Origin of the sequence: Acinetobacter radioresistens DSM 6976 = NBRC 102413 = CIP 103788 (assembly GCF_006757745.1) — a bacterium.
GTDB classification, from domain to species: domain Bacteria; phylum Pseudomonadota; class Gammaproteobacteria; order Pseudomonadales; family Moraxellaceae; genus Acinetobacter; species Acinetobacter radioresistens.
Genome location: NZ_AP019740.1, coordinates 2,876,436 through 2,891,693, shown reverse-complemented (window position 1 = coordinate 2,891,693; position 15,258 = coordinate 2,876,436). Strand labels below are relative to the sequence as shown.

Annotated in this window: 12 protein-coding genes and 1 riboswitch; of the genes, 10 read left to right on the top strand and 2 right to left on the bottom strand. The window is 44.1% G+C overall.

Features of this window, described 5'->3' with window-relative positions; translation table 11 throughout:
- Positions 1 to 66: 66 nt before the first annotated feature.
- Positions 67 to 507, bottom strand: coding sequence for a DUF721 domain-containing protein (locus tag ACRAD_RS13630; protein WP_005017837.1), 441 nt, complete (start codon positions 505 to 507; stop codon positions 67 to 69).
- Between the two features lie 106 nt (positions 508 to 613).
- Between ACRAD_RS13630 and ACRAD_RS13625 the strand changes: the two genes are divergently transcribed.
- The 10 genes from ACRAD_RS13625 to recJ all read left to right on the top strand — a co-directional run bounded on the left by ACRAD_RS13625 (position 614) and on the right by recJ (position 14,152).
- Positions 614 to 1,300, top strand: a complete 687-nt coding sequence (locus ACRAD_RS13625) for a M23 family metallopeptidase (protein ID WP_005024046.1) — start codon at positions 614 to 616, stop codon at positions 1,298 to 1,300.
- A 207-nt stretch (positions 1,301 to 1,507) separates the two neighbouring features.
- Positions 1,508 to 4,225, top strand: a complete 2,718-nt coding sequence (aceE, locus tag ACRAD_RS13620; protein WP_005024048.1) for a pyruvate dehydrogenase (acetyl-transferring), homodimeric type — start codon at positions 1,508 to 1,510, stop codon at positions 4,223 to 4,225.
- Between the two features lie 5 nt (positions 4,226 to 4,230).
- Entirely contained in the window at positions 4,231 to 6,270 is a 2,040-nt protein-coding gene (locus ACRAD_RS13615; RefSeq protein WP_005024050.1) for a 2-oxo acid dehydrogenase subunit E2, read from the top strand.
- Positions 6,271 to 6,399: 129 nt separating this feature from the next.
- Positions 6,400 to 6,557, top strand: a riboswitch (yybP-ykoY riboswitch).
- A gap of 90 nt (positions 6,558 to 6,647) precedes the next feature.
- Complete coding sequence (locus ACRAD_RS13610) at positions 6,648 to 7,223, top strand: TMEM165/GDT1 family protein (RefSeq protein ID WP_005405191.1); 576 nt, start codon at positions 6,648 to 6,650, stop codon at positions 7,221 to 7,223.
- Between the two features lie 179 nt (positions 7,224 to 7,402).
- A complete protein-coding gene (locus tag ACRAD_RS13605) occupies positions 7,403 to 8,200 on the top strand; it encodes an oxygen-binding di-iron domain-containing protein (protein WP_005017851.1) in 798 nt (265 codons plus the stop codon).
- 92 nt (positions 8,201 to 8,292) lie between these two features.
- Positions 8,293 to 8,655 carry a YkgJ family cysteine cluster protein gene (locus tag ACRAD_RS13600; RefSeq protein ID WP_005024055.1) on the top strand — a complete coding sequence of 121 codons (363 nt, stop codon included), beginning with the start codon at positions 8,293 to 8,295 and terminating at the stop codon, positions 8,653 to 8,655.
- Positions 8,656 to 8,828: 173 nt separating this feature from the next.
- Entirely contained in the window at positions 8,829 to 10,295 is a 1,467-nt protein-coding gene (guaB, locus tag ACRAD_RS13595; protein ID WP_005017853.1) for an IMP dehydrogenase, read from the top strand.
- Positions 10,296 to 10,435: 140 nt separating this feature from the next.
- Positions 10,436 to 11,782, top strand: a complete 1,347-nt coding sequence (gene glmM, locus ACRAD_RS13590; protein ID WP_005024058.1) for a phosphoglucosamine mutase — start codon at positions 10,436 to 10,438, stop codon at positions 11,780 to 11,782.
- Positions 11,783 to 11,785: 3 nt separating this feature from the next.
- On the top strand, positions 11,786 to 12,439 hold the full coding sequence (pdxH, locus tag ACRAD_RS16560; protein ID WP_005024060.1) for a pyridoxamine 5'-phosphate oxidase: 654 nt from the start codon (positions 11,786 to 11,788) through the stop codon (positions 12,437 to 12,439).
- A complete protein-coding gene (gene recJ / locus ACRAD_RS13580; protein ID WP_005024062.1) occupies positions 12,440 to 14,152 on the top strand; it encodes a single-stranded-DNA-specific exonuclease RecJ in 1,713 nt (570 codons plus the stop codon). It begins immediately after the preceding gene.
- Between the two features lie 142 nt (positions 14,153 to 14,294).
- Here the strand turns inward: recJ and ACRAD_RS13575 are convergent, their stop codons facing one another.
- Entirely contained in the window at positions 14,295 to 15,080 is a 786-nt protein-coding gene (locus ACRAD_RS13575) for a putative porin (protein ID WP_005024063.1), read from the bottom strand.
- Positions 15,081 to 15,258: the final 178 nt, after the last annotated feature.

The window sequence follows — 15,258 nt, the reverse complement described above, 5'->3', positions numbered from 1 at the left end:
AACATGTAAAAATGTGAAATATTTCTCTAAATATCTTCTCTAAAGTAATCGTATATTGCTGCCATGTTACTTTTTATTGCTTGCCAAACGTAGCAAGGCTTGGCTAAGCTTGGGGTCGCTCACAAAGCCAGCAGCATTTCGTAACATTTCCTGTGTTTCTGGTGCAAGTGATTGAGAAGATGCAGTTCTGACAGGAGTATCAGGTTGTCTAGACCTGAGATAAGGCCGGATCTGTTTCAGATCTTTCAGTTCAGCATGTTGAGCTAACTTAGAAATATATTGCTTTTGCAGGTAGCCGAGCTGACTGATCAAGGCTTGATTTTCACCAGTTACCGTCAAAATGCCGTATTCATAACACACGACTTGCCATTGTTCCGGTTGGGGTAATAGCGGTTGAATTAGTTTCGTAAGTTTCTGCCATTCAGCAACTTGCGCTTTAAGAAACGTTAAGTTTCCTGTTTTTAGGTGTTTTCTTGTCTGTTGAAAGACGTTGAAAGGTTCTGACATACATATTTTCCACATAGTAATGTCTTAATCTTATGCGCTTGTTTCAGCTGATATCAAGGAAGAGATCACAAGGAACCTTGAGTAAGAACAGTTAAATGAGGTTTTTATGCACACGCGTCGTATTTTACTAGCGTTTTCACTCGCCGCATCAGCTGCATCAGTTGCATTTGCAGATCTGGTTGAATTAAACGGTACCACATCATCACCAGATCGTCTTGAAGAACTTACCCGCACTTTAGCTCAAGGTTCATATTCTCAGCCGGATGATATTAATATTCCAGCAAACACGAATGTCAGTATTACTCTTCGCGAGAAAACTGTTGAATTGAATAATGAATCTTTAGCAAAGAAGTACGGAACTAAAGCGACCCCATCTTACAGCTCCAGTAATCCTTATTCATGGCTAGTCAGCCATCCCCTACCTGATATGAAACGCGTCAGTTCTAATTACGGTGGCCGTGTTATGGGTGGCCGGGCTGAAAATCATTCAGGTCTGGATCTATCTGCACCTAGTGGTACTCCAATCTATGCAACTGGCCCAGGTATTGTGACCAAATCAGGCTGGGGTACAGGCTATGGCCAGTATGTAGAAATTAATCATGGTAATGGTTACTTAACTCGCTATGCCCATGCTTCACGTTTGGTCGCCCGTGTAGGTGACCGTGTTGAAGCAGGTGAACATATTGCAAATGTTGGCTGTACCGGCCGCTGTACTGGCCCGCATCTTCATTATGAAGTAGTCAAAGATGGCCAGCGTAAGAATCCTTCAACTTACCTTGCTATGCTGCCATAAAATTATAGTATCACCACTTTTAATATGAATTGTATGAAAAATCGCCTATATTGGCGATTTTTTGTTATTATGAGTAATAAAACGTCACTTGGTATTTATCTTATGAATAATTCTCCATGATGGCATTCACCTGCGGCGATACCTGCTCTACACGAAAACATGATACATATAGGGGATAAGACAGGAAGATTAAGAGAAAGGTGAGTTATGGCGTTTTACGGTGATACCGACGCACAGGAAACACAAGAATGGCAAGATGCTTTTGATTCAGTACTACAGCATATGGGTACAGAGCGGGCAGCATTTCTGCTTGAAAAATTGTATCAGCGCGCGATAGCTAAACATGTTCCTATTCAGCGTCTCAATACGCCATATCTCAATACAATCTCAGTAGATGAACAGCCTGCTATGCCGGGTGATCAGGATATGGAGCGAAGAATTCGCGCTCTGATTCGCTGGAATGCCTTAGCAATGGTGTTACGTGCTAACAAGACTGGTGATGATCTTGGTGGTCACTTGGCAAGTTTTGCATCTAGTGCCACCCTGTATGATGTAGGTTTTAACCATTTTTTCCGTGCTGCTAGTGATAATTTCGGCGGTGATATGATCTATTATCAAGGTCATTGTGCACCGGGCATTTACGCACGTTCATTTCTGGAAGGCCGACTCACTGAAGAGCAGCTCGGCAATTTTCGCCGTGAAGTAGGCGGAAATGGTTTACCAAGCTATCCACATCCTTATCTGATGCCAGATTACTGGCAATTCCCGACAGTATCTATGGGCTTGGGACCAATCATGTCAATTTATCAGGCCCATATTCAGAAATATCTGATGAACCGTGGCCTGATTAAAGAAGAAGACCGGAAAATCTGGGCGTACTTGGGTGATGGCGAGATGGACGAGCCAGAGAGTCTGGGTGCGATTTCATTGGCAGGTCGCGAAAAGCTCGATAACCTGATTTGGGTGGTGAACTGTAACCTGCAGCGTCTGGATGGCCCGGTGCGTGGTAATGGTAAAATTATCCAAGAACTAGAATCACTGTTCCGTGGGGCAGGCTGGCGAGTAATTAAGGTAGTGTGGGGTCGCCACTGGGATCCGTTACTGGCCAAAGATACCTCTGGTGCATTAAAAGCTGCAATGGAAGAAGCAGTAGATGGTGACTATCAGCGCTATCAGGTTAAAGGTGGAGCCTATACGCGTGCTCACTTCTTCGGTAAGTACCCGGAAGCTGAAGAGCTGGTAAAGAATTTAAGCGATGAAGATATTGATAATCTGAATCGTGGCGGTCATGACCCGTACAAGGTCTTTGCTGCCTATGCTGAGGCCACCAAAGCCAAAGGTCAGCCGACAGTTATTTTAGCTAAAACGGTAAAAGGTTATGGACTGTCTGAAGAAATTGAAGCGGTAAACAAGACGCATCAGATCAAGAAAATGCAGCTTGAGTCACTGAAATATGTTCGTAACCGCTTCAATCTACCATTTAATGATGAACAGCTTGAAGAATTGCCATTCTATCGTCCGAGCGAAAATTCTCCCGAGCTAAAATATCTTAAGGCACGGCGCGAAGCTCTAGGAGGTTATCTACCGGCACGACGCAAAGAAAGCTATGCTCTGGATATTCCAGAACTGTCAGTTTTTGATGGCGTTCTACGTGGCAGTAATGGTAAACAGCAATCTACCACCATGGTAATGGTACGCCTGATCTCAGCATTGCTTAAAGAAAAAGCAATTAAAGATCATGTTGTTCCGATCGTACCGGATGAGGCACGTACTTTTGGCCTGGAAGGCATGTTCCGGCAGTTAGGTATCTATGCGGCACATGGTCAGCAGTATACGCCAGAAGATAATGAACAGCTCATGAATTACCGTGAAGCCAAAGATGGGCATATGCTTCAGGAAGGTATTAACGAAGCCGGGGCCATGAGTGCTTGGGCTGCACTGGGAAGTAGCTATTCAACCAATAATTTGCCGATGATTCCGATGTACATGTATTACTCCATGTTCGGTTTCCAGCGTATCGGTGATATTGCCTGGGCTGCAGGAGATGCGCAGGCTCAAGGTTTCTTGCTGGGTGCAACTGCAGGCCGTACTACCCTAAATGGTGAAGGTTTGCAGCATCAGGATGGTCATTCACATATTCTGGCCAGTACCATTCCAAACTGTGTTTCATATGACCCTTGCTTTGGTTATGAGCTGGCTGTTGTGGTACATGATGGTTTGCAACGCATGTATGTAAATCAGGAACGTGTGTTCTATTACCTGACACTCATGAATGAAAACTATGAACATCCACCAATGCCACAGGGTGTAGAAGAGGGCATCAAACGCGGGATGTACCTGCTTGAAGAAGATGATAAAGCCACTGTCCAGTTGCTGGGTTCAGGCGTTATTCTGCGTGAAGTGATCAAGGCTGCTAAAATTCTGCGTGAGGAATATCAGGTTCATGCCAACGTCTGGAGCGTCACCAGCTTCAATGAACTGGCACGTGATGGAATGGCATGTGAAGAATATAACCGCCTGCATCCGTTAAATGAACAAACCCGAGAATCTTGGGTTTCTCAGCAGCTGCGTGGTACAGATGGTATCGTGGTTGCAGCAACGGATCACATGCGTACTTATAGTGAACAGATCCGCGCTTATCTGCCAGATAACCGGCCTTACGTTACATTAGGTACAGATGGCTACGGCCGTTCTGATACCCGCGCCAATCTTCGCAGTTATTTTGGTGTAGATGCAGCTCATATCGTGGTTGCCACTCTGAAAAAACTGGCAGATGAAGGTGAAGTTGAAAACCGTCTGGTTAAAGATGCTATTTCCAGTTTTGAGCTGGAAACAGACCGTCCGGTAGCTTGGGCACCTCAAGCTCATCCGGAAGTCCAGACAGTTGCAGAATATCAAGAACCAGTATCAGGTGAGGAGAACTAAGCCCTATGCAAATCAAGACACCTGATATCGGCGTAGATCAAGCGAATGTTGCAGAAATTCTGGTCAAAGTAGGCGACCATATTGAAGTAGATGACAGCATTGTCGTGTTGGAATCCGATAAAGCAACGGTTGAAGTGCCTGCCACTTCAGCCGGAGTAGTTAAAAGTATCCTGGTCAATCAGGGCGATGACGTGACTGAAGGCACAGCATTGATTGAACTTGAAGCAGAAGGTACATCTGGTGGCGTTACTGAAGCTCAAGAAGCCGATGCAGCACAGAAAACTTCAGAAAATACTCCAACTGAATTACCTGACCGGGAAATTCAGCAGGAAATTTCATCCCATCAGCCAAACTCTCCGACCCAGGCTGCTCAACCGTCTGAATCTGGCTCATCTTCAGCTGCTACGGTTGAAGTTAAGTTGCCTGATATTGGGGTAGAGAAAGCACTGGTGGGTGAGCTGCTGGTTCAGGTAGGTGATGATATTCAGGTTGACCAGAGTATTGCAGTAGTTGAGTCAGACAAAGCCACCGTAGAAGTACCAAGTACTGTAGCAGGCAAAGTACAAAGTATTACCGTCAAAGAAGGTGATAGCGTTAAAGAAGGTGTGGTGCTGATTACTGTACGGACCGCTGAAGGTTCGGCCGAGCCTGTACCAGAGAAGCCTTCCGTCCAGTCTGCTACAGAAAAATTTGCATCTCAACGGCAGGCTGCTACATCAGTTGAAAATAGTAGTAGTGCTGAAAGTACAAAAATTGAAGTCACTGTACCGGACCTTGGGGTAGACAAAGCCACAGTCACTGAAATTTTAGTTAAAGTCGGTGACCGTGTAGAGGCTCAGCAAAGCTTGTGTGTGGTTGAGTCAGACAAGGCTTCAGTTGAGATTCCAAGTTCTGCTGCCGGCATCATTAAGGCGTTACATGTAGAGTTAAACCAGGTCGTTAAACAGGGACTATTACTGGCTGTAGTAGAGATAGAGAAATCATCTGAACCGGTTAAAACTAAACAGGCTGCAGCGGTTAAAGAGCAGGATGCTGCAACGCAACAGACTGTAGCTAAGCCGCAAAATGATACTGGTACTTTGTCAGCTCCACAGCAGGGCACTGATAAGTTAAGTAAAGAACAGCAACTTGAAAATGCCAAGGTTTATGCTGGGCCTGCAGTACGGAAGCTGGCTCGTGAACTGGGTGTAGTATTAGCACAGGTTAAGGCATCGGGACCGCATGAACGTGTAATGAAGGAAGACGTTTTTGCATATGTCAAAACTCGTCTGACTGAAGTGCAAAAACCTGCAAGCTCAACTCCAGCACCTGTGGTTTCAGGTTTGCCAGCTTTGCCAGATTTTACTGCTTTTGGTGGTGGTGAACTGAAAACCATGACACGTTTGCAGCAGGTGTCTGTTCCACAGCTTTCACTCAACAATTATATTCCTCAGGTAACCCAGTTTGATTTGGCTGATATTACCGAACTTGAGGCATGGCGTGGTGAATTGAAAGCTAACTTTAAAAAAGAAGGCATCAGTCTGACTATCTTGGCCTTTATCGCCAAGGCGGTTGCTCACCTGTTAAAAGAAGAGCCTTATTTTGCAGGTCATCTGGCTGATGACCAGAAAGCAGTAATGCTGCGTCATGAAATTCATATGGGTATTGCGGTAGCTACGCCAGATGGGTTGACTGTACCGGTACTACGTAATCCTGACCGGAAATCTATCCGTCAGATTGCACAGGAATTGGGGGAGCTGAGCCAGAAGGCGCGTGATAAAAAGCTGTCTCCAAAAGACCTGCAAGGTGCCAACTTTACCATTACCAGTCTGGGTTCAATCGGTGGTACGGCATTTACGCCGCTGGTTAACTGGCCACAAGTGGCAATTCTGGGAATTTCTCCGGCAACCATGCAACCAGTATGGAATGGTGAGTCTTTTGATCCGCGCCTGATGTTGCCATTATCATTGTCTTATGATCATCGGGTCATTAATGGTGCTGATGCAGCACGTTTTACCAATAAGCTGACCAAACTGTTAAAGGATATACGCAGTTTATTGCTGTAATCTCCTTATCTAGATAAAAAGCCCTGCAATTGCGGGGCTTTTTATCAGCCCGATTAAAAAATATTAATGTATAAATCCGGGTTTAAAATAAAAGGGGTTTGAAAATTTGGCTGGCTCGTTTTACACTAGGCCTACTTCATTGGGGAGTAGCCGCTATTTACGTTCCAGTAAATAGGTGATGGTCAACATAATTGTTCAACAGAACATGGTCATCATAGCCAAAGAACCCGAGCTTTAATTCTTTTGTTGGCAAGACCTTTGATTTATCTTTCTGCTTGATTATGGCTGGCGGGAGAGATAAGTCATGGGACTACGCTAGCCAGAGAATAATCATGCCAGATTTTTTCACCTCCTTAATCTCTAATATGCCAAGTAGTATGGCGGCTTTTTCTGTATCAACAGCGATTGTTGCTTTGGCTGAAATGGGCGATAAAACTCAGCTTTTGGCCCTTTTGTTGGCTGCGCGTTTCCGTAAGCCTTTACCTATTATTTTGGCCATTCTCGCTGCTACGCTGATTAATCACGGGCTTTCCGCAGTATTAGGGCAATTTATTACCCGTATGGTTGACCCGACTGTAATGATGTGGATTCTGGCAGCAGGTTTTATTGGCATGGCAATCTGGATGCTGATTCCTGACGAGCTGGATGATGAAACTGAAAATATTAATAAATGGCAGCGCTACGGAGTATTTGGTGCCACATTTGTATTATTCTTCTTGGCAGAAATTGGTGATAAAACCCAGATCGCTACAGTTGCCTTGGCAGCTCGTTTTGACAGTATTTTCTGGGTAACAGCCGGCACCACGCTAGGTATGCTTCTGGCTAATGTACCTGCAGTGTTTATTGGCGATAAGCTGGCACACAAGCTGCCCATAGCTCTAATTCACAAGATTAGTGCCTTTATCTTCTTGGCGATTGGTATCTTTACTATTGTGCAGCATTACTTTTTCTAAGCCAACTTTATGACAGCCCGGCAGATACCGGTCGGGCTGTATTTTATATTTTGAGCCTGCTTAAAAAACTGCCTGAGCAGTACAAACTAAATTTTTTATTTTATTGTAAGTTTTAATGAATCCCATTATTTTAATAAGGAATTAAAAATTTAACTTGTTAAGTCAATTTGGGGTAGGGGATGAGTTTAGATCGCACCACATCACAGGTGCTGTTTGATAACGGCACACATAAATGCATCAGTTTTACCAGTCTGGTTAAAGGTGAAGGTGTACAGGCCAATCAGTTTCTGATTATTGATCATGAGCGGGCGGCGGTTCTCGACCCTGGTGGCGACTTAACATATATTCCCCTGACCATGGAATTAAACCGTTACACCCGGCTGGCCAATCTTGATTATGTAATGGCCTCACACCAAGATCCGGATATTATTACTTCCATGCCACGCTGGCTGGTTTATACGGATGCCAAGGTGGTTGCATCAAAACTCTGGGCACGCTTCTTACCCCATCTGAACTCTGCCTTCATGAGTGACCGCATGAAAGGTAACTGGCTGGACCGTCTGGTTGAGCTCCCAGATCAGGGGCAGAGTATTGCGCTGGGACATGCTGCGATACTGGCTATTCCGGCTCACTTTTTACATTCAGTGGGTAATTTCCAGTTCTACGATCCGGTTTCTAAAATTTTATTTTCAGGTGATATGGGTGCTTCTATGGTAGAGAATGCCAGTCAGCCACTTGAAGACTTTGAAGCTCATATTCCTAAAATGAAAGCTTTTCACCAGCGCTATATGTGTGCGAATAAGGTTATCCGTTTATGGGTGAATATGGTTCGTAAAATGGATATTGAAATGATTGTGCCACAGCATGGCAGTGCATTTATTGGCAAGGAAAAAGTGAAACAGTTTCTGGACTGGATTGAGACACTCCAGTGTGGCGTTGATTTGATGGATGAGCGTATTTTTCACTGCCCGGTTTAAAATATTAAAAAATACTTGAGTAGAAAAACAACATTTTCTAAGATTCTGCTATTGGAAATAGCCAATATCTAGACTAACGAGAATATAAGAAAATGTTGTCTCAAGTAATTTATGAAAATGCCTGTTTAAGCTGTGGTGCCTGCTGTGCCTATTACCGGGTATCATTTTATTGGGCAGAAGGCGAGCAGATTCCTGAACATCTGGTAGAGTCAATTACGCCAGTTTACTCATGCATGAAAGGGACTAACCAGACCCAGCCACGTTGTCAGGCACTAGAAGGAACGCCAGGAGAACAGGTCAGTTGTAGTATTTACAGTATGCGAAGTTCAAGCTGCCAGGAAGTTCAGGCTGGTGACAGTCAGTGTAATAAAGCGCGAAGCGCGCATGGGATGATTCCGCTGATTAATATTGAACCTCAGGTAATTAATGATGACAGCTACGATCAGGTTAGCTAAGCATAAATAAAAATAAAACGAGTAGGATGATAAAACTATGGGCAAAAATGCTTCTGCGAAGATACTGATTTCTCTGGTCTGAAATCGCTGAAATAAAAATTCTCTGGGAGAAAAATGAAATTTGAGGAGAAATTTGTTTATAATAGCTCACGGAAATTACCAGTGAGACTGTTATGCTGACCATCGTTCAAGAAGCGTTAACCTTCGATGATGTCTTGTTACTCCCTGCCTACTCTACTGTTCTCCCAAAAGATGTCTCCTTAAAGACACGTTTGACCCGCGGTATTCAACTTAATATTCCTCTTGTTTCAGCAGCCATGGATACTGTAACCGAGTCACGTATGGCGATTGCCATGGCTCAGAACGGTGGTATCGGTATTCTGCATAAGAATATGGATATTGCACTTCAGGCTGCAGAAGTCCGCCGTGTCAAAAAATTTGAAGCCGGTATGGTTAAAGACCCAATTACAGTTACCCCTGAAACCACTGTACGTGAACTGATTGCGATTACGCAAGCCAATAATATCAGTGGTGTACCTGTGGTTAAAGATGGCCAGGTGGTCGGCATTGTTACTGGCCGTGATACCCGTTTTGAAACTAATCTTGAACAGCCTGTCAGTAATATTATGACGCCACAAGAGCGCTTGGTGACTGTGCGGGAAGGCGAGTCTAAAGAAAATATTCAGGCCTTACTGCAACAGCACCGTATTGAAAAAGTACTGGTCGTGGACGAGCAACATGCACTTAAAGGACTGATTACGGTAACGGATTTCCGTAAAGCTGAGCTTTATCCAAATAGCTGTAAAGATGACCTTGGCCGATTGCGTGTTGGTGCAGCAGTAGGAACTGGTGCCGAAACACCAAGCCGTGTTGAAGCCTTGGTTGAGGCAGGTGTAGATGTCATTGTGGTCGATACTGCCCATGGTCACTCAGCCGGTGTAATTGAACGTGTCCGTTGGGTCAAGAATAACTATCCGCAGGTCCAAGTCATTGGTGGAAATATTGCCACAGGTGATGCTGCGCTGGCGTTACTTGATGCCGGTGCAGATGCAGTTAAGGTAGGTATTGGACCAGGTTCAATCTGTACCACCCGTATTGTTGCCGGTATTGGTATGCCGCAGATCTCTGCAATTGACAGTGTGGCCAGTGCACTTAAAGAACAGATTCCACTGATTGCAGATGGTGGTATCCGTTTCTCGGGTGACATGGCCAAAGCAATTGGTGCAGGTGCCAGTACGATTATGGTCGGTTCATTGCTAGCAGGAACTGAAGAAGCACCAGGTGAGGTTGAATTCTTTCAGGGACGTTATTATAAGGCCTATCGTGGCATGGGTTCATTAGGAGCAATGGCTGGAGCGACCGGGTCTGCAGACCGCTACTTCCAGGACTCTAAAGCGGGTGCCGAGAAATTGGTTCCAGAAGGTATTGAAGGCCGTGTACCATATAAAGGCCCGATGGGTAATATTGTGCACCAGATGATGGGTGGTTTACGTTCATCTATGGGTTATACCGGATCTGCGACAATTGATGATCTTCGCCAAAATGCTAAATTTGTAAAAATTACGGCAGCAGGTATGTCTGAGTCTCATGTACATGATGTCACGATTACTAAAGAAGCACCTAACTACCGTGTGGGTTAAATCATGATTGGGCTATTTTTGACCTGATCCTTATAGAAAAAGCCGTCAGTTTTATGACGGCTTTTTTGTTTTGGTGTAAAGTAAATCCAATTTGCAACAGCTTGGTTAAATAACCATAAACTATAAGAAGTGAGTAAAATATGAGCTATTTTGGAACCGATGGTATCCGTGGTAAATTCGGTGAACTCCCAATCACCCCTGAATTTGCCTTAAAACTTGGTTTCGCTGCAGGTAAGGTACTCAAAAGAATCAATCCTTCTGATAAAACATTAGTCGTACTAGGTAAAGATACCCGTTTGTCCGGGTATATTTTAGAGTCAGCCTTACAGGCTGGTCTTAACGCTGCTGGCGTTTATGTACATTTACTTGGGCCTTTACCGACTCCCGCAATTGCCCATTTGACGCGTGCTTTACATGCCCATGCCGGGATCGTCATTTCTGCTTCGCATAATCCTTATTTTGATAATGGTATTAAATTCTTTTCCAGTCAGGGTAAAAAATTGCCAGACGAGCTTCAAGAAGCAATTAATGCGGAACTGGAAAAAGAAATTCGTATTGAGGATACGGCTAATCTGGGTAAGAGTGTCCGGGTAAAAGATGCAGCTGGCCGTTATATTGAATTCTGTAAATCCACCTTTCCTTACCATCATGATCTCCGTGGCCTGAAAATTGTAGTAGATTGTGCCAATGGAGCAGCCTATAACGTAGGTCCTGCTGTTTTTCGCGAATTAGGGGCAAAAGTTATTGCTCTATATAATGAACCAGACGGCCTAAACATTAACGAGCAATGTGGTTCAACTCATCCAGAAAACCTGCAAAAAGCAGTAATACAGTCACATGCCGACCTCGGTATTGCATTTGATGGCGATGCTGATCGCGTCGTTATGGTAGATAAAGCCGGTAACCTGATTGATGGTGACCATATTCTGTATATTCTTGCGACACAAACCAGCCAGAAACCTGCGGGTATTGCCGGTACCCTGATGAGTAACCTGTCACTGGAACTGGCATTAAAAAAAGCCGGTGTCGATTTTGTTCGGGCCAAAGTCGGTGACCGCTATGTATTGCAGGCACTAGAAGAGAATGGCTGGATGACTGGCGGTGAACCTTCTGGACATATTCTTACCTTGGATAAGAGTACAACAGGAGACGCTATTATTGCTGCACTTCAGGTATTAACTGTCATGGTTGAGCAGGGTAAGGCTCTGGATGAACTGGTTGCAGACTTTGAGCTTTTTCCACAAGAACTCATTAATATTCGTTTAGAAAAAATGATTGATCCTTATTCGATTCCTGCACTGGTTGCTGAATTTGAAAAAGCTGAAGCACAGCTTGAAGGAAGAGGACGGCTTTTAATAAGAAAATCAGGTACTGAGCCGGTCATCCGTGTCATGGTAGAGGGTGAAAATGAGCAGGAAGTAAAAGCACTGGCTCAACATCTGGCCAATGCCGTAAAAAATCAGGCAGATGTACTTGTGGAGGGCTAAAGCATGAGTGATGTGATTAAAGATTTAAGTGAGTTACGCCTGACTTATCAGAAAGATGAGCTGCATGAAGCAGAAGTAGATACCCAGCCACATGAGCAGTTCTTGAGCTGGTTTAATTATGCTCTTCAAGCAGGATTGCATGAACCTTATGCCATGTCCTTAGCTACCGCAAATGCTCAGGGGCGACCACATGTGCGTACCGTGTTGCTGCGCGGCGCCACTGAAACAGGTTATGACTTCTATACCAATTATGACAGTCAAAAAGGCTTGGATCTGGCAGTTAATCCTTATGCCGAGCTGCTATTTTACTGGCCTGTATTGGAACGGCAGATCCGTGTCCATGGGCGGGTTGAGAAAATTTCAGAACAGGAGTCAACGGAGTATTATCATAAGCGGCCACATGACAGTCAGGTTGCTGCCCATATCAGTCAGCCACAGAGTGGCGTAATTTCTAGCCGTGAAGAATTACAGCAGCGCTTTCAGACTCTACAACAGCAAGTAGAGAACCAGCCTCTTGAAAAACCTGTATTCTGGGGAGGCTATCGTCTACACCCTGAATATTATGAATTCTGGCAGGGACGGCCTAACCGTTTACACGACCGCCTCAGTTATGAAAGAATCGATGGTCATTGGAAATTACAACGATTAATGCCATAGATGCCGAATATTCAAGTTAAGCAACGCCCTTTACTGACACGTGTAGAAAGTTTTCAACACGTGTCACCCTTTCTTGCCCATATTCTGGCCAGACGTGGAGTCGCTTCTGAACAAGAACTTGAACTCAGATTAAAATATCTGCTTTCTCCTTGCCTTAAAGGACTGGAACAGGCAGTTGAGATTATAAATCAGGCCATTGACCAGCAGAAAAAAATTGTTATTGTCGGAGATTATGATGCAGATGGTGCAACCAGCACTGCTCTGATGATTCTTGCTTTAAGAGATATGGGCGCAGATGTAGCCTATCTGGTTCCTGACCGGTTTAAATATGGTTATGGACTTACGCCTGCAATTGCGGATCTGGCTTTTACCCGTTTTACTCCCGACCTGTTGATTACTGTAGATAATGGTATTTCTAGTCATGAAGGGGTAAAACAGGCGCAAGACCATGGTATGCAGGTTATTATTACAGATCACCATCTGACTACCAAAGAAACGCCAGCCGCTGAGGCAGTAGTTAATCCGAACCAACTGGGCTGTAATTTTCCGAGTAAAGCCTTGGCTGGAGTAGGCGTTGCCTTTTATGTACTTGCCAATCTGTGCAGTTTTCGCAAAAGGGCAGACAAATCTGTCAGCAATATAACCCAATATCTGGACCTGGTTGCCTTAGGTACCTACGCCGACGTTGCGAGCCTTGATTACAATAACCGTATTCTGGTCGATGCTGGTTTGAAACGCATACACCAACAGCAGTGCCGTCCAGGAATTCTGGCATTACTTGATATTGCCGGACGCGAACCGGCAGCTCTTAAAGCACAAGATTTAGGTTTCGTACTTGGGCCGCGTATTAATGCAGCAGGCCGTATGGAAACTATGGAAATCGGAATTGAGTGTCTGTTAGCCCCTGATCTGGAAAATGCTTATCCTCTGGCCCGGCAACTTAATCAGCTAAATATTGAACGCCGTCAGATTGAAGCACAGATGAAGCAGGAAGCCTTGCGCTATCTGGAGCAACTACAGTTATCAAAAGAGAATATACCTCCCGCGCTGATTATGTTTGAAGAACACTGGCATCAGGGCGTGATTGGAATTGTCGCTGGACGCTTAAAAGAGCAGTTTCACCGGCCAAGCATTGTATTCGCAGCAGATGAAGACGGTATTCATATCAAGGGATCGGCCCGTTCGGTTGAGGGAATTCATATTCGTGATTGTATTGAGCAGATCGCTGAACAGTATCCCTATCTGGTACGTTATTTTGGCGGTCACGCTGCCGCTGCCGGACTCACGATCCGTAAAGAGCATTTTTTAGAATTTAAACAGGTTTTTACCCAGCTAATTGCAGAAATGGATGAAACGCTGCTCTCTGCTACACTTTGGACAGATGGGGAGCTGCCTGCAGAAGCGTTGGTTCTTGACACAGTGGATCTGATTGAAAAGTTAGGACCATGGGGACAAAAATTTCCGTCACCTGTGTTTGAAGGAACTTTTAAGGTTGTAGACTTCAGATGGCTTAAAGAGACTCATCTCAAATTACGTCTGGCATTAAATAACGGTCAGGTAGTAGATGCAATTGCCTTTAACGCAAAAGACAGATTTGAGTATGATCCGGAAAATGATCAAGTCGATCTGGTCTATGAACTGGAACGTAACGAGTTCAATGGTAATACAGGCCTGCAATTACGTATTATCCATCTTAAACAGAAAATTTTATAATAGGCCGCTTGAACCAGTTTAAGTATAGTAGATCGAATTGATAGGTACTGACTGTAATAGATATATTGCTTTATGACTTGTAAAATATAATAAAAAACCCATCCGGAGATGGGTTTTTTATTAGTCTAAATATTACTTCAGATTAGAAGCGGTATTTTGCAGCTACACCAAAGCTATTGTAGTCATTATTACCTTCTTCACCGAAGCCAACACGGCCTTCCAGACTTACTTGCTGGTTAATGAATTTACGTGCATTTACGCCAAACTCATTAGTATCTGTTAAATCATTATTGTAATAGTCGGCACCGATACTGAAAGTTTTGTCAATGAAGTAATCTGCTGCCAGATTGTATTCATCAAGGTCACCGAATGCTGCACCCGCTTCAAGGTTGATATCTTTACCATTGCTAAGAGTTGTAACATATTTTGCACGAAGTGTTGGGTCTACACCGTCGTCATTGTCATTGTCATAACCTTTTAGACCGGCTGCAATTAAGAGACCTGGAGCTGGTAAGTAACCTACTTCTGCACCATAGTAAGTTGTATCATTATCAATAGTACCAAATGGTGTATCACGCTCACTGTCGTGACGGCTAACATTACCACTTAGGTAAAAGTCTGAGTTAGGTACAAAGTATTCTGCACCGATACCATAACGAGTACTATCTACATCACCACGGTCAGCATAGTTAATAGCTGCGCTTACATTGCTGGCACGGTCAAGGAAAGCAGCTTCTGCAAGCGGTGCATTACGTGTTTGAACCGGATTAAAATAATAAGTACCGTTTACACCAAAAGCACTACCTGAATCGCCATTGTCGGGGTCTACATAACTTGCAGATGCACCTACTTCGGCTTGATAAGCATTGGCTGTGCCCGTTACTGCTAGAGCTGATAAAAGCGCTGACGCAATTGCTAGTTTTTTCATGGTTATTCACCCCTCTTAAAATCTTGTTAGCTAAGTTGCATACATAATGTTTTGTTACAACTTCAGTTTATGTGTTTTTAAATTCGGGTCAATCACAGGAAAGTAACGAGAATGTTGTTCGCGTAATAATATGTAATTTTTTTGATATAAGTATTTGATATATAATATTAAAACTTAA